This window comes from Streptomyces sp. NPDC006134 (assembly GCF_040628835.1).
In the GTDB taxonomy this organism is placed as follows: Bacteria; Actinomycetota; Actinomycetes; order Streptomycetales; family Streptomycetaceae; genus Streptomyces.
Genome location: NZ_JBEXTV010000090.1, coordinates 1 through 19365, shown reverse-complemented (window position 1 = coordinate 19365; position 19365 = coordinate 1). Strand labels below are relative to the sequence as shown.

The following is a 19365-nucleotide window of genomic DNA, read 5'->3' as shown; positions in this document are numbered from 1 at the left end:
CGACTTCGCGCCCTTCGAGGGCGTCAACCGGCTCTCCCGGTTCGTGCTGAAGGAGGACGGCACCCTCGACACCGCCAGCGAGAAGAAGATCCTCGCCGGGGTACTGCGAGGCGTCGCCCGGGGTGCTGCGGTGGTCCTCCCGGGATGTTGGCCCTGTTCTCGTATAGCTACGGCCAACGGACATGTAGCGCTGCGTGATGCTCGGGGCCTGACCCCGCGCGAGGGTCAGCGGCACAGGGGATGGTGGTAGAAGTCGTTCCACCTCCGGGTCGGTTTATCGGACTTCCGGCCGCTGACGGGCCGTCAGTGTGGTGCCGCAGTGAATGCCGGATTTACTGCGGCGGAGCCCCTGCCGTGATCATTGCGGACTGCGGCGAATCACTCCGGCCGCCAGGGCGAGGTGTACGCATTTACTGCGGCAGTGCCGGAAGGGCAGGGCAGGCGTGGCGATCGAACCAGTGGCCGAACTCGGAGCAGGGGGCGTGCTTCGGTTGCCCCGCGCCCGGGTGGTGCCCCTGTCCGCCCCTCCGGCCACGTACACCGCGGCGGTCGAGCGGTACCTCACCGGCGCGGGCATCGCGAAGTCCTCCGCGCGGATCTACCGGATCTCGCTGACGACGTGGGGGTGGATGTTCGCCGGCGAGCGCGCGCCGACCGGGCCCGCCCGACGCGGCGCGAAGCCCCCTAATCCCCATCGCCGCGATTGACGACCCGGTGCTGCCGGAGGTATTGGCCGAGCTGGCGGCGGCGCGGGCGGACGAGATGGACGCCGACACCGTCAACCGGGAGCTTTCGATCGCGCGCAAGGCGATCGGCTGGTGGCAGCGGCAGGGCCGGATCGCCTGCGATCCGACGATCGGCATCGAGTGGCGACCGGCGCCGCCGGACCGCACGAAGGCCCTCTCGGAGAACCAGATCGCCGCCCTTTGGCGCCTGGACGACGCGCTGCGGGAGAAGACGCTCTGGAAGATGCTCGACGAATCGGCGGCCCGGGCGGAGGAGATCCTGTGCCTGGACGTCGAGGACCTGCGCCCGGGTGACAAGCGCGGCCGGACCCTGGTCAAGGGCGGGGCGACCGAGTGGATCCACTGGCAGTCCGGCGCCGCCCGGCTGCTGCCCCGGCTGATCGCCGGCCGTTACCGCGGCCCGCTGTTCCTCACCGGCCGCAAGACCCCCGCCGGAACGCCGACGATGGACGTGTGCCCGGAGACCGGCCGGGCCCGGCTCTCCTGCCGTCGGGCCGAGGAGGTCTTCGAGGAGAACACCCGGCTGCTGGCCAACCCCCTCGCCACACCCGAGGACATCGAGGACCTGGACGGCTGGACCCTGCACCGGTTCCGCCACAGTGCGCTCACTCACGACGCCGAGGGCGGCACCTCCACCCGATGCTGCCGGCCCGCTCCCGTCACGCCTCCGTCCGCTCCCTGGAGCGGTACGCCCGCCCTGGTGTGGACGCGGTCGCCAGGCACGTAGCCGAGCGCGACCCGGCCGTCCGCCACCGTAGGTGAGCCCTCGAAAGCTGGCCTCGCGGCTATTTGCTCCCTGGTGTCCGAATCAGGGCTACTGGACCGTGATCCAGGTCTTGTGGCGCTCTCGATTGCGCTTGCGTTCGTTCCCTGTCTCCTCGATCACGCGCTCTCTTCCCGACGGACGGAGAAGGCACCCGCGGCAGCCGCCAGGACTGCCGCCTCCGCGGCCCGTTTCGGGAGTTGCGGGTCCGGATCGGCACGCAGGAGCACTAGCTGGTGGTAGAGCGGCGCCGTGGCGGCGATCAACAGGCTCCGCGCGTCCGTGTGCTGTGCGGGGAGTTCACCGCGCTCGATGGCGCGCTCGACGAGGATCTCGCACTGGGCGTACCGGTCCGTCCACAACTGTGTCTGGGCCCGCGCGGCCTGTTCGGAGTGGAACGAGGCGGCCATCAGGGCGACGGCGAGCGACGGCTGTACGACCAGGGATTCCTGGATCTCCTGGTTGAGGGCCGTCAGATCGCCGCGCAGGGAGCCGGTGTCCGGCGGCTGCCAGTCGATCTCGCCGGCGGCGTCGATGACGTCGACGAGCAGGCCGCCGACATCGCGCCAACGCCGGTAGACCGTGGCGCGGTGCACTCCGGCCCGCGTCGCGACACCCTCCATCGTGAGTCCTTCGTGACCGCCTTCAGCGAGTTCGGTGCGTACCGCATCGAGAACCTGGGCGCGGATGCGGGCGGTGCGACCGCCCGGACGGCGGCCCGACGTCGTGTCCAGTGGGTCTGTCATCGGCAATCAGTATCCGGTTGATCAAGGCGGCAGGGCTGTGCCAGCATCTTAACGCGACAGTTGTCGCTCCAGGTCCGCTAGAGAGGAACCGCCTCCGCGATGCCGCCCGTTCCCGCTGACCCCACCGTGCTCCACCCGATGCCCGAGCACCCGCGCGTGGTTCTGCTCAAGCCGCTGGTGAAGTCGCCGTTGATCGAGGTCGGTGACTTCACCTACTACGACGATCCGGACGACCCGACCGCGTTCGAGACGCGCAACGTTCTCTACCACTACGGTCCCGAGCGGCTTGTCATCGGCAAGTACTGCGCGCTGGGGACGGGCACCCGGTTCATCATGAACGGCGCCAACCACCGCATGGACGGTCCTTCCACCTTCCCGTTCCCCACGATGGGGGGCTCCTGGGCGGAGCACTTCGACCTGATCACCGACCTCCCCGGCCGGGGCGACACGGTCGTCGGCAACGACGTGTGGTTCGGGCACGGCGCCACCGTCATGCCCGGCGTACGCATCGGCCACGGCGCGATCATCGCCGCCGGCGCCGTGGTCACCGGCGACGTCCCCGACTACGGCATCGTCGGCGGCAACCCGGCCCGGCTCATCCGCACCCGCTACGACGCTGCGGACATCGCCCGGCTCCTCGCCGTGGCGTGGTGGGACTGGCCCGTGCAGTCCATCACCAGGCATGTACGGACGATCATGTCGGGGACCGTCGCCGACCTGGAGGAGGCCGCCGCGCAGATCGACCAGCCCTGACGCCGCGTCCTCGCCACACCGCCCGCACCCGTCCCGCGCCAGAAACGAGTGATCGCCCATGTCCCGTCGCCGCGCCCATATCGCGATGGTCGGCGTCCCCATCGTCAGTCATGTCCTGCCCAGCCTCGCTCTCATCCGCGAGCTGGTGGCCCGCGGGCACCGGGTCACCTACGCCAACGACCCGTTCGTGGCCGACCGGATCGAGTCCGCCGGCGCGGAGCTGGTGCCCTGCACCTCCACGTTGCCCGTCGCGGACAACGACTGGCCTGCCGATCCCATCGCAGCGGCGAGCCTCTTCCTCGACGACGCCGTCCAGGCGCTCCCGCAACTGCGCGCCGCCTACGACGACGATCCGGCCGACCTGTACCTCTATGACATCGGCGCTTATGCCGCGCGTGCCCTCGCCGAAGCCCAGGGCCGTCCCCTCGTGCAGCTGTCCCCGACGTTCGTCGGCTGGGACGGCTACCAGGAGGAAGTCGCGGCTCATCTGCGGAAGCTGCCGGGCGCCGACGCGTACCGGGACAGGTTCGCACGGTGGCTCGCCGACTGCGGTGCGACCACCACGGACGTGGACACGTTCTCCGGCCCGCCCGCCCGAGTCCTCGCCCTGATCCCGAGAGCGATGCAGCCGCACGCCGATCGAGTCGACACCGACACGGTGACCTTCGTCGGCCCCTGCTTCGACATCCGAGCGGACACGGACGGCTGGACCCGCCCGGCGACCGCGGACAACGTGCTGCTGGTCTCGCTCGGCTCGGCGTACACGCGCCAGCCCGCGTTCTACCGCCAGTGCATCGCCGCCTTCGGCGACCTGCCCGGCTGGCACGTCGTACTCCAGATCGGCAAGTACACCGACCCCGAGGAACTCGGCACCATCCCGCCCAACGTCGAGGTGCACTCCTGGGTCCCGCAGCGGGCGATCCTGGAACAGGCCGACGCCTTCGTCACCCACGCCGGCATGGGCGGCTGCGGCGAAGGGCTCCTCGCCGGCGTTCCCATGATCGCCGTGCCGCAGGGAGCCGAGCAGTTCATGAACGCCGACCGGCTCGTGGAACTCGGCGTCGCCCGCCGTGTGGACACCGCTGACGCCACTGCCGAGACCCTTCGCGCGGCACTGAACGACCTGGTCACGGATCCGGAACGCGTCGACCGGTCCAAGCAGCTGCAGGCCGCCGCCCGGGCCGAGGGCGGCACCCCGCGCGCTGCTGACCTCATCGAGAACATGCTGGCCACCGCCGAAAACCCCGTGCTCTGAACCACTGCCGCTTCCCTTCCCCGGCCGGTGCCGTCCTCACCCGAGGACCTGTACCTGCAGGACAAGCGCGGAGGAGATCACCGCCAAGGGCGGGGCGTCGGAGTGAATTCAGACGATGTACGCACAGCGGCGCACCCGCCCGGCCACACCTCCACCGTGCGCCCGGCTCTGGTCAGGTGGATGCCGTGGTACCCCGGCCCTCAGAAGCACGCGGGCCGGGCACCGTCGCTGCTGGGGTCGACTCCAGGCCCAGGACGAGGCGGCTGTTCATGTCCAGCTCGAACCGGCCGTACGGGTTCACGTGCGTCCAGAACAGCGGGGACAGGGCCCGCCGGTCGGCGTCGGTGAGCGTGTCGGCCCACTTCGGGTCGGCGAGGACCTGCTGCATCAGCAGCGTGTTGACGTGGACCAGGGCGGACCGGAGCAGGTGGAGGGCGAGCATGGACACCTCCTGGGACTCCTTGTCCTGCCCCGCCAGGTCACCGTCCTTGCCGTAGAAGGAGGTCCTTGTGCGCGCTGTTCCGGTTCTCCACGACCTGCAAGCCCTCGTGGATCTCCTGCCGCAACTCGACGTCGGCGAGGTAGTCGCAGACGAAAGCCGTTCGCACCGCCCGCCCGAGTTCCTCGATCGCCTGATAGGCGGGGTGCTTCGGCCCGCCGCGGGTGAAGCGGCGCAGGACCTGCTCGGCCTCCGCCGTGCCCAGGCGCAGGGCGGTGGTGTACTTCACGATCTGGTCGTACTGCTGGCGGATCAGATCCCAGTTGATCGTCTTGGTGGACAGCACCGGCGCGAGGTCCGGCCAGCTCTCGCCCTCCCCGGCCGCCGGCCGGTACAGCTTCGCGGAGCCGATGTTCTTCAGTCTCGGCATGCGCTTGAAGTCGAGCATACGGGCGAAGGCGAAGCCGACGATGGACGCGCCGTGGGTGTCCGTGTACTGCCGGTCTGCCTCCATGTCGGTGCAGTGCCGCAGGACGCCCTCGATCACCGAGGCGACCTCGGAGGCCGAACAGGACTTGAGCTGGGAGTAGACGCACACCGGCTTCCGCCCGACGTGCCGGTAGATCATCACGCCGGGGCCCCGGTAGCGCTGGTGCCACTCGGTCATCAGATTCGAGGACCAGGAGCCGAACTTGCGGCTGTCAGAGGCGCAAGCGGTGCCGGTGCCCCACCACATCTCGTCGCGAGCGGCGAAGGTGGCATTCACCAGCTTCACCAGCGCGGCGCGCATGTCGGCCCGGTTGACGAACAGGTGCCGCACCCTGCGCAGCGTGGCCTCGGACTCGCCGTGCTTGCCGGTCACCGCGACCCGCTTGATGCCCATGTTGGTGCCCAGCCCGAACAGCACCAGCAGCAACCGGCGCCGCAGCACGTCCTTGGACAGGTTCTCGCGGGTGGCGACCGAGGTGAACTCGGCGATGAAGTCCGTGTCGAACTCGGCGTACTTCAGGATGTCCAGCAGGTCGATGGTGCCCCAGCGCCGTTCGATCTCCGCCTTGATCGCCACCAGCGGCTCCGGCTCCTCCTGCTTGCCGCGCGGGGAGACCCTGATCCACGGCTCGCCGTGCTTCTTGACGATCGACACCCCGCCCGTGGTCCCCTCGGCCAGGGCGCGGTCGAAGCGGTCCAACGACGCCCGCAGCCTGCCCTGGAGCGCGCTGATGAACTCGCCGGCGTCCTGCGGCTGCCCCAGGGCGGCGTAGTGGACGTCCCGGTTGTCCTCGAAGTCGGCGGGCAGGTCGTCCTCCGGGTCGCGCCACCGGTTCGCGCCCACCACCCAGATCTCGCGGCGCTGCAGCGCCTCCCGCAGCGACACGAGCACGCACAGCTCGTACGGGATGCGCTCGACACGGCCCTTGTCGTCCACGACCGCCGCCCGCCACTGCTCGGGGACCACGCCCTCCAGCGGCACCGTCTCCGCCGGGCCGAAGAATGCGCCCTCCTTCAGCGGCTGCTCCAGATACCGCTTCAGCAGGTCGATCGCGTCCATCACCGGCCGATAGGCGGTGTTGTCGCACTTCAGCTCCAGCGCCTTCAGCAGCGGCGCGAGCATCCGCCGTCAGTGCGCCGAGTACGACGAGCGCAGCACCGTGCGCACCCGGGCCTTATACCGGGCCTCGTTCGCCGCGGCCTCCGCTGCCAGGGCCTTGAGCGTCCTCTCCCCGCCGGCCACAGGAAGATCACCCGCCGCACGGTGCCGGAGGGCTCCGACAGCGCCGCCTCCGCGACCCGCAGCAGCATCGCCTCCTTGCCGCGGACCTTCTTCAGCTCGGCCCCGGTCTCCTTCTCGACCTTCCGCTCCGCACGGGTATTGATCTTCAGCACGAGCTGGATGAACAGGTCCACCAAGGAGTCGGTGATCTCCGTCTGACGGACATGGCACAGCGGGCCAGCAGGGACAGCCGCCGCGGCGGTCTCATGCGCTCCAGGTTCACCGGGTACTCCTTCGACGCGCGCCCGCCAGGCGTCCACCAGCTTCTCCGACACGTCGGCGAACAGGTCCGCGGGCAGCTCCAGCCGCCGCACCCGCTCAAGCTTGTTCACCTCGGTCAGAAGGCTCTCCGACCCGGGCGCCCCGGGATCGGTCCTGAGCTCAGTAAAGTGCGACCGCCCGCCCCTGGCCGTCGCACCGTCACCGTCGGCGCCTTCCTCCGGGCCGTCGCCCGCGACCAGGTCCTCCAGCCGCAAGCGAGTCGCGTGGTCGAGCCGGTCCGTCGTGCTGCGACAGAACCGCTTTTCGAAGTCCTTCACGGCCTTGCCCACCAGCCGCCGCACCTGCCCCGGCGCCGGCGGCTCGATGTGGTCGTTGCGGCACCGGGCCACCACTGCGGCCGCGAGCCGGTCGCGCGACAGCTCAACCGGGCACAGCTCGGTCGCCAGCCACCCGGCCAGCCGGTCCTGGTCCTCCTCGGTGTTCGCCCGGAACCCGTACGCCGCTCGGATCTCGCCCCGGTGCCGCTGGATCGCCTTGCTTTGCCGGCCGTAGTCCGCCCACGCGGCGGGCACCTTGACCTGCTGGGCCACGTACTCCACTGCGGCGGCCGGGACCTCCTTGGCCGACTCCGGGAACCGGGCCTCCGCCTCGAAGAACTTCAGCAACAGCGCGAAGCCGAGCCTGGTCGTCCCGGATTTGTTCCGCACTCGCTTCATGTCGTCTTCGAGCAGCGTCCAGACCTCGATCAGGTCCTCCGGCTCCCAGTCCTGCCGCATTCGGGGACGTCCCTGCCGACGGACGTCCCCACCGGCGGACGTCCCCACCGGCGGCCCCGTCGGCGGACGTCCCCGCGGCCGTCGCGTCCCGTTCAGGACGAGCGGCCCGAAGACCCCGCCAGACGGAGGCCGAGCAGCCCCGTCACCGTCAGCAGCGCGGCGCCGACGCCCAGGCTGGCCCGCATCCCGCCCAGGAAGGAACCGGAGATCAGCGTCCCGAACAGGGCGATCCCCAGTCCTCCGGCGACCTGCCGCGCCGCGTTGAGCACGCCCGCCGCCAGTCCCGCCCGCTCCGCCGGCACCGCGTCCATCATCACGGCGGTCAGCGGCGGGACCGTCAGCGCGCAGCCCAGCGCCATCGGCACCAGCGACGCGGCCACCAGGAGGGGAGAGGTGTCCTCGCCGACGGTGAGCAGGAGCAGCATCCCCAGCGCCGCGAGCCCCTGGCCCGCCACCATCGGCAGCCGGGCGCCGTGGCGGGCGGCCAGCCTGCCCGCCACCACGTTCGTCACCGCGATCAGCCCCGTCATGGGCAGGAACATCAGACCCGTGTACAGCGCCGACCGCCCCTGCACCTGCTGGAAGAAGAGCGAGAAGACGAACACCACGCCGTAGAACGCCACACTGCACGCCGCCCCCGCCGCGACCGCCACGGACACGTTCCGGTCGCGGAAGAGACCGAGCGGGACCACCGGGTGCGGCTGCCGCGCCTCGGTCCGCACGAACGCCACCGCCGCCACGACGGCCACCACCAGCGCCGCCAGGGCCCAGGGGCCGTCCTCGATCACCGCGAAGGTGAGCGCGGTGAGCGCCACGACCGCCGTCACCTGACCCGGCAGGTCCAGCGGCGCCGGACGGCGCTGCGACCTCGGCGCCCGGACGAGCAGCAGCAGGGCCACCGCCCCCAGCGGCAGGTTGATGAAGAAGACGCCCCGCCAGTCCCACGCCGTGGTCAGCACCCCGCCCGCCACCGGGCCGAGCGCGACCGCCACCGATCCGCCCGCCGCCCACGCGGCCACCGCCCGCGCCCGGCGGGCGGGCTGCGCGTACGCCTGCCGCACCAGCGCCAGCGAGGCGGGCAGGACGACGGCCGCCGCCACGCCCTGCACCACGCGCGCGCCGATCAGCACCGGCAGGTTCGGGGCCAGCCCGCACGCCGCCGACGCGAGCGTGAACACCGTGATGCCGCCCGCGTACGCCCGGCTCGCCCCGGCCCGGTCGGAGAAGGCGCCGGTGGAGAGCATCAGCGCGGCGAACGCCAGGGTGTAGGCGTCCACCACCCACTGCAGGCCGGACATCCCGCCGCCGAGCGCGTCCCCGATGGCGGGCAGGGCCACGGTGACCACGGACGCGTCGAGGGTGATCAGCGCGAAGCCGAGGAGGGCGGCGGTGAGGGTGAGCGCGGGGGAGGAGGCCGTAGGTGCCAACTCCCCTCTCAAAGGCGCCGGTTGCTGCTCTGTGGTCGGATGGTTCGTTGCCATGCCCCCCATGCTGCGGATCTTGTGCGGCGTACAGTAGTGGCCTGAATGCCAGGGAACCGGAGGTTCTGGCCATGCCGCAGCAGCGCACCCCCCACCGGGTCGCCGTCGTCGCGCCGTCGCGGGTGTCGATGTTCAACCTCGCCATCCCGGAACTGCTCTTCGACCGGGCCCGGATCGACGGCGCCCCCGGCTACGAGGTGACCATCTGCACCCCGGACCCAGGGCCGATCACCACCACCGGCGGCCTGGACCTGTACGTCGGCCGGGGCCTGGACGCCGTGGACACCGCCGACACCGTGCTGGTCGCCGGCACCGGCGAGCGGTACGTCCCCGACCCCCGCACCGTCACCGCCGTGCGCGCCGCGGCCGAGGCCGGCAGGCGCGTCGCCTCCATCTGCAGCGGCGCCTTCGTGCTGGCCGAGGCCGGCCTGCTCGACGGGCGCAGCGCCACCACGTACTGGGAACTGGCCTCCGAGCTGCGCGAGCGCTACCCGTCCCTCGACCTCCAGGGCGATGTGCTGTACGTGCAGGACGGCCGGGTCCTCACCTCTTCCGGGTACGCCGCCGGCATCGACATGTGCCTGCACATCATCCGCAGCGACTACGGCGCCGCCGTCGCCAACCAGGTCGCTCGCCTCGCCCTGGTCGCCCCCGTCCGCCCCGGCGGCCAGACCCAGTTCACTCACACCCCGCTGCCGCCCGAGCGCGGCACCGCCTGCGCCGACACCCGCGGCTGGGCCATGCGCAACCTGGACAAGCCGCTCACCCTGACCGACCTGGCCCGGCACGCGGGCGTGTCGGTGCGCACCCTCACCCGCCGCTTCCACGCCGAGAGCGGGGTGAGCCCGCTCCAGTGGCTGCTGCACCAGCGCATCGAGCGCGCCAGGGAACTCCTGGAGACCACCACCCTGCCCATGGACCAGGTCGCCCGCGCCTGCGGCCTCGGCACCGCCGACTCCCTGCGCGCCCACCTGGTCCGCCGCACCGGCCTCACCCCGAGCGCGTACCGCGCCCAGTTCACCCGCCTCACGAGGGCCGGGGGCTGAGGCAGGGCCGCTGCCGGGCCGTCCGCCCGCATTCCCGCGGCTCACCGGGAAAGCGCAGAGGGAGTTCCGGCCCGGTTTGTTCGCCGCGTGCCGGACGTACCGCACGATGGCCGGCCGTTCACCCTCGGTTCGCCGAATAGTTTTGCTTCCGTTCTCCTTGGGGCCGCCGTGCCCGGTCGAGGGAATACACGGGGATATCGGTCGGCAGGCCGAGCAGTGCGAAAAGGTGTTCCGTATCGTCGAAGAGCGCCGCACCAAGAGGCAGGCACAGAGGTGGGGTGCCGAAATATTTCGGCGGTACGCTTTCTCGATCGCTGTCCTCGTGCACAAACAGGAGGGGAAGGGCCGAGGAACTGTCGCAGTCGACGGTTCCTGCGGTCAGCGAGACATCACCCGTTCGCGCTCTCGGGCCTTCGGACGGCGCCGTCCGAAAGGGAATGGCCGCGCGCAGGTCCCCGCCGATCCCCCGGAACACCTCGGAGCCTACAAGAGGTCAGACCGACGAAGACACATACGGAATCGGTCACGCCGCCGGATGGCGTTGATTCCTCATGCCGTGCCCTCTGGAGTGAGGCGGACGAGTGGTTGCGGTGGCAGAGGGTCGACGAGTCCGAGAAATGCCGGACAGTTACGGGGATCGTATGCGTGGCGAGGGCCGAGTCGGCGGTGAACGGACAGCCGCGACACGGTCCGCTCGACGACCCGCCTCCGGCGGCCCGATCACTCGCCGGAATCGATGCCTTCGCGGACGATGCGCACTCCGATGTGCTTACCGCGCAGCCATCTTCGCAGGTCGGGGCGGTGGAAGGTTGTGCCGGCCGGGACGCCGACACCCCACGTACCCCTCCCCCTGCGCGCTCCAACGAGCCACCGGAACAGAGGAGACGACCCGAATGGGGGCGCCCCGAAAGGCGCCCCCATTCGTCCCTCAAGCTCAGTGAATTCTGATCGATATGATCTGGTGGATGTGGCCCGGGTTCCACGAGCTCCACTTCTGGAGGGTGACGCTCTCGAGCCTCGGGTCGCTCAGGCTCCGCTGGAACTGGAGGGTCACCATATTGTTTCCGGATTCGACCCAGTTCACGCCGTAGATGGCGACGGGCATCGTTCCGGCGTTGGCGAAGCAGAGCGTGTCGCGCCCGCTGTTGTTGTGGATTTCGAGGTAGCCGTTCTCGTTGCAGTCCGTACGGTTGATCAGCGGCCCGTAGGCGGATGCCGCGGTGGGTGATGCCGCGGCGGCCGCGGCGGGAACGGCCGTGGCGGCCAGCGCGGCTGCGGCTACTGCTGCAACGCCGAGGGAACGGCGCACGGAAAGCTTCATTCTCTTCCTCTCACGGACGGGACTGGAGCTCCTACCGTCGCACACGCCCCTGCACTTCGGAAATCGCTTACCAGCCAGATCGATATCCCTGAGGACGCTCCTGTGAGCAGAGTGATCGATAGCACGTTTGACTCGGCCGGAACCGGTATCACCAGTCCGGGAAGGCAAGGGGATAACCCGCTCCGCAGGGCAAGGAAGCCGCACCGTGGAAAGGCGGAGCCGGAAGCACCGTGGGCGCCACGTAGGTGATCAGGTAGGACACGGGAAAGTCGGGCACTCATGAGAGTCAGCCGAAAATCGCGGAACAAAAAGACTCGGCCGCTCGTCCGCAGGAGCCCGTGCAAGGCGATCCCGTCGTGGTGCGGCGGAGCCGGCCCGACGGCGTACGCCGACGACGTGCGCGCCGACGAGCGCGAGGCCGCGCAACTCGGCCGCCCGGGGCGCCGAGGTCTTCACACGGGTGCCGACCTCGGGGCGGGAGGTGCGGGCGCTCCTGAAGACCGTCGAGAGCGACGCCGGCGCCGCGTGCGGGCCGGGCGCACAGGCCCACACGCGGGTACGTGAACAAGCCCTCGGCGACGCGCGGGGAGCGTTCCGGCCGGGGGCTTCGGACTGTGTCAGAGACTTTCTGCGATCTTGCTCAGGAAGTCGGTGTTGGCCTGGACGTCGTGGCCGAGGACGACCTGGTGGTGCGGGAGGGCGGCGAGCCGGCCGGCGACGGCGGAGCGGGCCAGGGGGCTGCCGCCGCCGTCGACGCCGCGGGCCAGGCCGAAGTGGTCAGGGTAGCGGTCCTCGGTGGCACCGGACATGAAGTCGCTGTCGCCGAGCACGCGGTCGCCGTCGACCAGGGTCGGCGCGGCGGCCGGGTCGATGCGAGGGAACAGCAGCGCCGCGGCGCAGGCGCTGGTGGCCGGCTCCATGCCGAACCAGGCGGAGAACTGGTCGGGGAAGACCTGCACCTTCCGCTCCCGCCCGCCACCCGGCTCCCACAGCGGCTCGCGGCGGCCCGCGAGCAGGGCATCGGTGACGTCCTGGTGCTGTGTCGGATGCAGCCGCTCTCCCGCCTTCAGCCGGTCGCGGACGACGTCGTACAGCCCAAGCGCATCCAGCAGGCCCAGTCCGACGGCCGCCGCCGAGGGCCAGGGCAGGACCTGCAGGTCGTCTCCGACGATCTTGACGAACACCCGGTCGTTGGCGAGGAGCTGCGCCCCGCAGGAGGCCAGCAGCAGCGCCGTGGTGGTCTTTCCGGCTCCCTTGTCGCCGAAGGAGAGCAGGGCACGGCCGCCCCGGACCACGGCCGAGGCGTGCAGAAGGGTCCATCCGTCCCGCAGCAGGGCCGCGCGGATCATCTCCCGGGCGATCCGGGCGGTGGCCAGTGCCAGTGGCTCGACGGTGCGGCCGACGACGGTGACGCGACCACCGAACCGCTCGGAGCGGTAGGCGAGTCCTTCATCCGGCGAGACGCCGGTGATGACGCCGGTGCCGTCCCGAGTGAGGGCCAGCCGGGCCTTGGCGTACGTCACCTCGTCGTGGTGGCGGGCGCCCACGAGTGTGGCGAGGTCCGTGACCGTCTTCTCGTCGAGGTCGGCCGTCACGAGCGGCCCGGCGCAGACGCTGTTCGCGGGGACCTCGAAGGCGTTCCACCAGGTCCCGAAGTACCGGCGGGCCCAGTCGGTGACGAAGGACGTGTTGCTCAGGACGGTCACGCTCGCGTCGGCGGCACTGAGCCGGGTGGCGGTGAAGGTACTCACGTCGTCTCCAGACAGTCGGGTGTGGGGCAGGACGGCCGCAGCGCCTGGTAAGCGTTGCGGAGCTTGGTGGTGGTGGCAGCCAGTTGCGCGTCTTCGTCCGCGTCGAGAACGGGCAGGCACGCCATGGGCCGACCGGCGGTGAAGCGCAACGGAATTCCGAGCCAGGCGCCGCCGTGTTCGCAGGAGAGTTCCTCGACGCCGTCGACCAGGCCGAGCGCCTTGCGCAGGGTGGACAGCACGGCACCGGCGGGTCCCGAGCGGGTCCGGCCGATCCCCGCACTGATCCGTCCGGGGCGGGCACGGAGTTCCTCGCGCACCTCCGCAAGGGGGACGCCGGCGGGCGTGCCGTTGACGGTGGTCGAGGAAGCGCACACCACGGCTCCGTCGCCGTGCTCGCCGATCACGTGGCCGTGCACGGCGTCCGGCGGCACGCCGAGGAGGCGGGCGAGGGCGAGCCGGTAGCGGGCGGAGTCCAGGTTCGAGCCGATGCCGTACACCCGTGGGCAACCGGAGGTCTCGGTGAACAGCCGGGTCATCAGGTCGACGGGGTTGGTGACCACGAGCACCGTCCCCTGGTAGCCGCGGAGGGAGGCGGCGAGCGCACGTACGACGGGCGCGTTGGCCACCGCTCCGGCCATCCGTACGTCGGCGGTGCGGGTGTTGGTGAACGCGGACCGCGCGGCGACCACGACAGCGTCGCAGCCGATCAGGTCCGCAGGCCGGCCGATCAAGGGCAAGGTGGGCGAGGCGACGCTCTGCCGCATGTCGTCGAGATCCGTGACCAGAGCTGCCGCCTGTTCCCGGGTGCGGGAGGCCACCAGCAACCGCCGACAGAGCCCGGAGGCGACGAGGGCGGTGGCAACGGCCTGCCCGACCGCTCCGGCGCCCGCTACCCCGATCGTGGCCGTCGGCTCGGACCTCATACGGCGAGTCCCTGGGCCAGGTCGAGGGAGATGTCCCATACGGTGCGCGCGTCGGCGCCCGCTGAGAGTTCCGCACCGATCTGCTCGACCACCCGGCACAGGTCGAGTGTCCGGCCGACGAGTGCGAGGCCCTGAGCGGGCAGCGGAAGCACAGGTGGCGCGGACAGATACGTGGTGAGGATGTTGACGGTGTCCATCAGCCACAGCACCATCAGCTCCTGCAGCCAGGCCTGGCGGATACACCGGGGCAGGGCACCCGTCCGGGCCGTGACGAAGGCGCTGACGCCGTCCACGGCGCGCTCGCCGTTCGCCAGGCCCGGCCGGGCAGCCGCCAGCATCAGCACGGTACGGCTGATCAGCTTCGCGGCGTCCACGACAGGGGTGGCCGGCAGCAGACCCGGATCGAGGAACACCGGCCGTCCGGGCGGGCCCGCAGGGAAGACGACATGCTCGGGTTTGAGGTCCCCATAGACCGGCACGCACTGCGTGGCCGAAGGCAGACCTGCGGCCTGCAGGCGTCGCAGCCGTCCCACCACGCTGCGCAGCAGGCCGACCATCACCGGCCGGTCGTCGGGCAGGCACCGGTCGACACCGAGCCGGTCCACATAGGCCGAGCCTCTCAGGCCGTTGAACTTGCGCTGAAACGTGCCCCGCACGCTCCGTTCGCCGGTGGCCGGCACCAGCAGCCGAGAGGCGTCCGGGCTGTGCAGCCGGCGCAGCTCTCCGAACGTGCCGTCCAGCAGCGCGGCCGTCTCATGCGGTCGGTCCAGGATGAGCCCGGCCAGGGTCGGCCCCGTGACCGACTCGGTGAACAGCACTCCGCGCCGCAGCCCGGCCACCGAGCAGACCTGGGGGCAGCCGAACCCCGCCAGGAGCCTCAGCTGGGTGGCTTCGCGTTCCATCAGCGCATCAGCACGGCACACGTACGCCTGCTGCCGCGCCCGCACATCCGGCCAGGGACCGCAGGCTCCCCGCAGCAGTGAGACGAGTGACACTCCCAGCACCGAGTACTTGGCGTACAGGCAGCGCCCGTCCACACGGACGCGACGCACGTAGCCGGTCACGCTCGGAACGTGGTCACCTGGCTCGACGACGGCGCGCGGCCACAGGTCGGCCGCAGCGGCAGAGATCTCGTGTTCAGCGAAGGCGAATACCTCCCCGGCGTCCGGGGCGGGGGGAACAGGATCGGGCGATCTGCCCACGGCAGTGCTCACGTAAGCCTCCAACGGCAGTGAGTGAGCCCGCCCGGTACCGGATCGACGAGCATCCCGGTCCAGTGCGGGTGGTAACAGTGCACAGCCACAGGAAGCCCGGGCCAGTTGTCGAGCGGTCTACCTGCCGGGGACTTCCGGTGCCCGAGCCCACAGGAGGTTTTCGGGCTGTCGCACCAGGGCAGTGAGCAGTGGCTGCTCATGATGCGGGTCGGCTGTCCGTCGGCGGCATCCGATGCCGCCCGCTCACCGACCCTCCCAAGTGCCACGGCGGGCCACCAGCTCGAGGGCCGACCACGTCGTCGGCCAGGGTTCGGTGAGACCGCCGCCGTACAGGGGGCGCAGGTACGGAACGCCTGCCCGAATATCCGTCAGGACCGCCTGACAGCCTCGGGCCGTGTCGCGGACGAGGTCACCCACCCCCGCTGCGCGAGGGGCTGTCCCGCCGCTCACCGGGCCGCCTCCACCGCGCGGGCCCGGCGATGCGTGGTCGCGTCCACGACTCTTACGCCACCCTCGCCGTTCTCGACGCGACGGTGATACTCCTCCCACCTCTCGCGAGTCCACCGCCTCAGGCCCGACGGGAACGCCTCGTGGCCGGTCACTGCGCCGCTCCCAGTACCGGGACGCCGTACATGCCGGCGCAGCACTCGCAGGCGCACAGGCTGCCCACGAGGTACCGGGGCGACGCCGTCCCCGCGCACCACACGCACGACATCCCGGCACGCTGCCGATCCGTCAGGGCATCCAGGTCGATAACTGGTGCGTCCACCAGTCCCGGCAAGTGGGGGGAGTGCTGTGCATCGTCATGATCAGTCGCCTCGAGCTCGCAGTCGAATGTGACGTGGTCGTCCCCGAAGGGCGCGGGAATGACCAGCGGGCCGCAACGCATCCCACGCGGGGTGATTGGGCTGTCACCCAGTCAACGATCACCGTGTGTTGTGGGACCATCACACATGCGGCATGTGCATACGGAAACGCGCTGAGCGGGTACGGACAGGTGTCAGGTGCCGCAGGGACTCGTAGCGTGGGAGGCGCCGTGGACTTCCAGACAGGCCCGATCCGGGATGCCTCGCGGACCGGGGACTACGGGCGCGTCATCGAACTGGCCCGCAAGGGACGGCATATGACGCAGGCGGCACTGGGGCAGGCCCTTGGCCTGTCGCAGTCCGCCGTCTCCCGTCTGGAGAAACGCGGCTCAGCCTCCTACAGCACCGACGTCCTGGCCGCGGCGGCTGCGCATCTTCAGATCCCGCCGGCGCTGGTGGGCCTGGCAGACGGGCGCTCGGCGCAAGGTCAGACGAGAGATGACGATCCCATGCACCGACGCACCGTCCTCGGTGGCGCGGTCGCCGCGATGGCAACTCCCATCCTGGCCGCCGTGCCGGACCCCCGCGACACGACCGGCGGACATGCTGCCGCGCTGCGGCTGACCACGAACGCCTACCGCAGACTCGACGGCACCACCCCGTCCCGGGACCTCGCCGACGCCGTGGAGGGTCATATCCGGCTCATCCAGACCATCACCCGGGCCGCGGCCGGCGACACAGACCGGGCGCGGCTGGCCGCCGTGGGCAGCGAGGCCGCCTCCTTCGCGGGCTGGCTCGCGTGGGACAAAGGCGACCACGGATCGGCCCGTTCCTGGTACGGCGGGGCCGTCAAAGCGGCGCGAACGTCCGGGAACGCGCTGCTGACCGCCTATCAGACAGGCACGCTTGCCCAGTTCGAGGCACATGCCGGGAACGGAGTGGAGGCCTTGAACCTGGCCCGGCGCGCTCGGCGGGTGCTCGGTGACCAGCGTCCGGCCGTCGCCGACGCATGGCTGTCAAGCGTCGAAGCCCTGGGGCACGCGGTGACCGGCGACCGGCACAAAGCGGACCGGGCCCTGACCGAATCCCGCACAGCGGCGGAGGCGCTGACGGCAGAGCAGGAACCGCCACCGTGGCCGTGGGTGTTCTCCTTCACCCCGGACAAGGTGGGAGCCTGCCGCGTTGCCTGCGGCGCACGCCTCCAACTGCCCGAGTGGGTGCAGGCCGAGGACGTGGAGGCCCTGACCACCGGCCATGCGAAACAACGCGCCCTGCTGGTGCTCGACATCGCCGCCGGACACCTCGCCGGCGGGCGGGTTGAGGCCGCGTTCGCCCTCGCCTCCAGCGCGCTCGACACCGGCCTTCGGTACCGGTCCGGGCGAATCATGGAACGCGCCCGTGCCGTGCGCCGAGGCCTCACCACCGCTTCACCGTCCAAGGTGGTGCGGGACTTCGACGAGCGCCTGCACGGCGTCTACCTCTAGGAAGGTGAACACGGCATGAGGGTGGGAATCACCGGGCACCGCGGACTGAGCATGGAGGTCGAGGCCCGGGTGCGGGTTCTCCTGGCCGACCAGATCAAGACGTACGAGCCGGCCGAGCTGACCGGCGTCTCGTGCATCGCCGACGGCCCCGACTCCTGGTTCGCCGAAACCGTGCTGCAGCACGGTGGCCGGCTCGAGGTGGTCATCCCGGCCACCGAGTACCGCAAGGGCCTGCCCGATGGGCACCACCCCGTCTACGACCGGCTCATCTCCCGCGCGGCGGACGTTCACCACACCGGCATGACCGAGTCGACCCCCGAAGCTCATCAGGCCGGATCCGAAATCCTCGTCGGCCTGGTGGACGAGTTGATCGCCGTGTGGGACGGGAAACCGGCGCGGGGCTACGGGGGCACGGCGGACGTGGTGGCGTACGCCGAGCGGACCGGCGTCCCGGTACGGGTGCTGTGGCCTGAGGGCGCCGACCGATGACGGCAGAGCAAGGGAACGGCCCGCCGCACCGGCGTGGTCCCCGCCGGGTTCCACGCCGAGGCGTACGCCGGCACCAGGGCCGTGCGCATCTCCTCCCAGGCACCCAAAGCCCAGGTCAGCCGCTTCTCATAAGCAACGCTTGGAGGAACCGCGCAGAAAAAGGCGATGGACGGGGAGGTGCCGGGGCCGCACAGTGGTCCCATGGAGACCTCCGAGCCCACCGAGTCCTTCGACCGTCTCGTCCGCGCCGAGTTCGCCCCGCGGACCGTCTACCTGAACACCGCCGCCACCGCTGTGCTGCCCGCCCGCACCGTGGCCGCCATGCGCGACGCGGTGGCGTCCGCGGCGGCGGGGCGGCCGGCCGACATGTTCGCCGACGTGGAGGCGAGCCGGGAGGCGTTCGCCCGGCTCGCCCACGTCCCCGCCGCCCGGGTCGCGGCCGGTGCCTCCGTCGCCGTCTACAGCGGCCTGGTGGCGGCCTCGCTGCCCGCGGGCGCCGAAGTCCTCACCGCCGAGGGCGACTTCAGCTCCCTGGTCAACCCCTTCCACGTCCGCGGCGACCTGAAGGTGCGCGCCGTGCCGCTGGAGCGGCTCGCCGAGTCGGTCGGCCCGGACACCGCGCTCGTCGCGGTCAGCTCCGTCCAGTCCGCCGACGGGCGGATCGCCGACCTGGCCGCGCTGCGCGACGCCGCCCGCGCCCACGGCGCCCGCACGCTGATCGACGTCTCCCAGTCCGTGGGCTGGCTGCCGCTGGCCGCCGACGACTTCGACTACGTCGTCGCCGTCGCCTACAAGTGGGTGCTCTGCCCGCGCGGCGTGGGCTTCCTGGTCGTCCCCGGGGACCTGGGCGGGCTGCCGCCGCTGTTCGCCGGCTGGGCCGCGGGCGAACGGCCGTGGGACAGCACCTACGGCCCCGTCGAGGAACTCGCCCGCTCCGCCCGCCGGTACGACGAGAGCCCCTCCCTCTTCTCCTACGCCGGCGCCCGCCACTCGCTCGCGCTGATCGAGGAAATCGGCGTCGACGCCGTGCACGCCCACGACACCGCCCTCGCCGACCGGTTCCGCCGCGGCCTGCGCTCCCTGGGCCACGAGCCGGTGCCCGCGCCCGGCTCCGCCATCGTGTCCGTGCCCGGACTCGGCCACCGGCAGCAGGAGGTGAGCCGCGCGGGGATCGAGGTCTCCGACCGGGCCGGCAACCTGCGGGCCGCGTTCCACCTGTACAACACCGCGGCCGACGTCGACCGGCTGCTGGACGTGCTGTCCGCCGGCTGACGGCGGCCGGCCCCCCCCCCCCGCCCGGCACCCGCCGACCGGCGCCGCGCCGGCCGGGAACCCCGCCGCGGGCGCGGGCGCCCCACCGCACGGGGCCGCGCCCCGCG

At 71.3% G+C, this 19365-nt stretch carries 17 protein-coding genes and 1 pseudogene; 8 read left to right on the top strand and 10 right to left on the bottom strand.

The genetic code is table 11. The features are described 5' to 3' along the window. The first annotated feature begins 443 nt into the window (after nucleotides 1-443). Nucleotides 444-707 (top strand): hypothetical protein, encoded by a 264-nt coding sequence (locus ABZ340_RS34600; protein WP_358785855.1) that lies wholly within the window; start codon nucleotides 444-446, stop codon nucleotides 705-707. A gap of 7 nt (nucleotides 708-714) precedes the next feature. After that, nucleotides 715-1473 (top strand): hypothetical protein, encoded by a 759-nt coding sequence (locus tag ABZ340_RS34595; protein ID WP_358785854.1) that lies wholly within the window; start codon nucleotides 715-717, stop codon nucleotides 1471-1473. 155 nt (nucleotides 1474-1628) lie between these two features. Here the strand turns inward: ABZ340_RS34595 and ABZ340_RS34590 are convergent, their stop codons facing one another. Further along, the gene (locus ABZ340_RS34590; protein WP_358785853.1) at nucleotides 1629-2255 is read right to left on the bottom strand and encodes a TetR/AcrR family transcriptional regulator C-terminal ligand-binding domain-containing protein; all 627 of its coding nucleotides are present in this window, start codon (nucleotides 2253-2255) and stop codon (nucleotides 1629-1631) included. Nucleotides 2256-2354: 99 nt separating this feature from the next. On the opposite strand from ABZ340_RS34590, the gene ABZ340_RS34585 reads away from it, so the two are divergent. Next, nucleotides 2355-3008, top strand: a complete 654-nt coding sequence (locus tag ABZ340_RS34585; protein WP_358785852.1) for a CatB-related O-acetyltransferase — start codon at nucleotides 2355-2357, stop codon at nucleotides 3006-3008. A gap of 58 nt (nucleotides 3009-3066) precedes the next feature. Then, a complete protein-coding gene (locus ABZ340_RS34580; RefSeq protein WP_358785851.1) occupies nucleotides 3067-4263 on the top strand; it encodes a macrolide family glycosyltransferase in 1197 nt (398 codons plus the stop codon). 172 nt (nucleotides 4264-4435) lie between these two features. Here the strand turns inward: ABZ340_RS34580 and ABZ340_RS34575 are convergent, their stop codons facing one another. From ABZ340_RS34575 to ABZ340_RS34560, 4 genes are all read right to left on the bottom strand, one after another. Further along, the gene (locus tag ABZ340_RS34575; protein WP_358785850.1) at nucleotides 4436-4711 is read right to left on the bottom strand and encodes a Tn3 family transposase; all 276 of its coding nucleotides are present in this window, start codon (nucleotides 4709-4711) and stop codon (nucleotides 4436-4438) included. A gap of 31 nt (nucleotides 4712-4742) precedes the next feature. Continuing rightward, on the bottom strand, nucleotides 4743-6314 hold the full coding sequence (locus ABZ340_RS34570; protein ID WP_358785849.1) for a Tn3 family transposase: 1572 nt from the start codon (nucleotides 6312-6314) through the stop codon (nucleotides 4743-4745). Continuing rightward, on the bottom strand, nucleotides 6296-7471 hold the full coding sequence (locus ABZ340_RS34565) for a DUF4158 domain-containing protein (protein ID WP_358785848.1): 1176 nt from the start codon (nucleotides 7469-7471) through the stop codon (nucleotides 6296-6298). The genes ABZ340_RS34570 and ABZ340_RS34565 overlap by 19 nt, the downstream gene beginning before the upstream one ends. A 92-nt stretch (nucleotides 7472-7563) precedes the next feature. Beyond that, nucleotides 7564-8961: an MFS transporter gene (locus tag ABZ340_RS34560; protein ID WP_358785847.1), complete on the bottom strand. Its 1398-nt coding sequence runs from the start codon at nucleotides 8959-8961 to the stop codon at nucleotides 7564-7566. 62 nt (nucleotides 8962-9023) lie between these two features. Here ABZ340_RS34560 and ABZ340_RS34555 point away from each other — a divergent pair, with 62 nt between their 5' ends. Further along, the gene (locus ABZ340_RS34555) at nucleotides 9024-9998 is read left to right on the top strand and encodes a helix-turn-helix domain-containing protein (protein WP_358785846.1); all 975 of its coding nucleotides are present in this window, start codon (nucleotides 9024-9026) and stop codon (nucleotides 9996-9998) included. 549 nt (nucleotides 9999-10547) lie between these two features. Here ABZ340_RS34555 and ABZ340_RS34550 read toward each other — a convergent pair. From ABZ340_RS34550 to ABZ340_RS34530, 5 genes and pseudogenes are all read right to left on the bottom strand, one after another. Further along, nucleotides 10548-10805: pseudogene (locus ABZ340_RS34550) on the bottom strand (IS5/IS1182 family transposase); the annotation flags it as partial. A gap of 127 nt (nucleotides 10806-10932) precedes the next feature. Further along, the gene (locus tag ABZ340_RS34545) at nucleotides 10933-11319 is read right to left on the bottom strand and encodes a beta/gamma crystallin domain-containing protein (protein WP_358785845.1); all 387 of its coding nucleotides are present in this window, start codon (nucleotides 11317-11319) and stop codon (nucleotides 10933-10935) included. 617 nt (nucleotides 11320-11936) lie between these two features. Then, nucleotides 11937-13070: a hypothetical protein gene (locus ABZ340_RS34540; protein ID WP_358785844.1), complete on the bottom strand. Its 1134-nt coding sequence runs from the start codon at nucleotides 13068-13070 to the stop codon at nucleotides 11937-11939. Further along, a complete protein-coding gene (locus ABZ340_RS34535; RefSeq protein ID WP_358785843.1) occupies nucleotides 13067-13993 on the bottom strand; it encodes an NAD(P)-binding domain-containing protein in 927 nt (308 codons plus the stop codon). Before ABZ340_RS34535 ends, ABZ340_RS34540 begins: the two co-directional genes overlap by 4 nt. Continuing rightward, entirely contained in the window at nucleotides 13990-15057 is a 1068-nt protein-coding gene (locus ABZ340_RS34530) for a hypothetical protein (RefSeq protein WP_358785842.1), read from the bottom strand. The genes ABZ340_RS34535 and ABZ340_RS34530 overlap by 4 nt, the downstream gene beginning before the upstream one ends. 1186 nt (nucleotides 15058-16243) lie before the next feature. Between ABZ340_RS34530 and ABZ340_RS34525 the strand changes: the two genes are divergently transcribed. The 3 genes from ABZ340_RS34525 to ABZ340_RS34515 all read left to right on the top strand — a co-directional run bounded on the left by ABZ340_RS34525 (nucleotide 16244) and on the right by ABZ340_RS34515 (nucleotide 19258). After that, complete coding sequence (locus ABZ340_RS34525; protein WP_358785841.1) at nucleotides 16244-17497, top strand: helix-turn-helix transcriptional regulator; 1254 nt, start codon at nucleotides 16244-16246, stop codon at nucleotides 17495-17497. A gap of 15 nt (nucleotides 17498-17512) precedes the next feature. Then, nucleotides 17513-17986 carry a hypothetical protein gene (locus ABZ340_RS34520; RefSeq protein WP_358785840.1) on the top strand — a complete coding sequence of 158 codons (474 nt, stop codon included), beginning with the start codon at nucleotides 17513-17515 and terminating at the stop codon, nucleotides 17984-17986. A 165-nt stretch (nucleotides 17987-18151) separates the two neighbouring features. Further along, nucleotides 18152-19258: an aminotransferase class V-fold PLP-dependent enzyme gene (locus ABZ340_RS34515; protein ID WP_358785839.1), complete on the top strand. Its 1107-nt coding sequence runs from the start codon at nucleotides 18152-18154 to the stop codon at nucleotides 19256-19258. Nucleotides 19259-19365 lie beyond the last annotated feature (107 nt).

Excerpts from the sequence above, each read along its gene's own strand:
- ABZ340_RS34555 (WP_358785846.1), top strand. The coding sequence starts at position 9,024 with ATGCCGCAGCAGCGCACCCCCCACCGGGTCGCCGTCGTCGCGCCGTCG.
- ABZ340_RS34535 (WP_358785843.1), bottom strand. The coding sequence starts at position 13,993 with ATGAGGTCCGAGCCGACGGCCACGATCGGGGTAGCGGGCGCCGGAGCG.
- ABZ340_RS34560 (WP_358785847.1), bottom strand. The coding sequence starts at position 8,961 with ATGGGGGGCATGGCAACGAACCATCCGACCACAGAGCAGCAACCGGCG.
- ABZ340_RS34585 (WP_358785852.1), top strand. The coding sequence starts at position 2,355 with ATGCCGCCCGTTCCCGCTGACCCCACCGTGCTCCACCCGATGCCCGAG.
- ABZ340_RS34565 (WP_358785848.1), bottom strand. The coding sequence starts at position 7,471 with ATGCGGCAGGACTGGGAGCCGGAGGACCTGATCGAGGTCTGGACGCTG.
- ABZ340_RS34580 (WP_358785851.1), top strand. The coding sequence starts at position 3,067 with ATGTCCCGTCGCCGCGCCCATATCGCGATGGTCGGCGTCCCCATCGTC.
- ABZ340_RS34515 (WP_358785839.1), top strand. The coding sequence starts at position 18,152 with ATGGACGGGGAGGTGCCGGGGCCGCACAGTGGTCCCATGGAGACCTCC.
- ABZ340_RS34545 (WP_358785845.1), bottom strand. The coding sequence starts at position 11,319 with ATGAAGCTTTCCGTGCGCCGTTCCCTCGGCGTTGCAGCAGTAGCCGCA.
- ABZ340_RS34570 (WP_358785849.1), bottom strand. The coding sequence starts at position 6,314 with ATGCTCGCGCCGCTGCTGAAGGCGCTGGAGCTGAAGTGCGACAACACC.
- ABZ340_RS34590 (WP_358785853.1), bottom strand. The coding sequence starts at position 2,255 with ATGACAGACCCACTGGACACGACGTCGGGCCGCCGTCCGGGCGGTCGC.
- ABZ340_RS34520 (WP_358785840.1), top strand. The coding sequence starts at position 17,513 with ATGAGGGTGGGAATCACCGGGCACCGCGGACTGAGCATGGAGGTCGAG.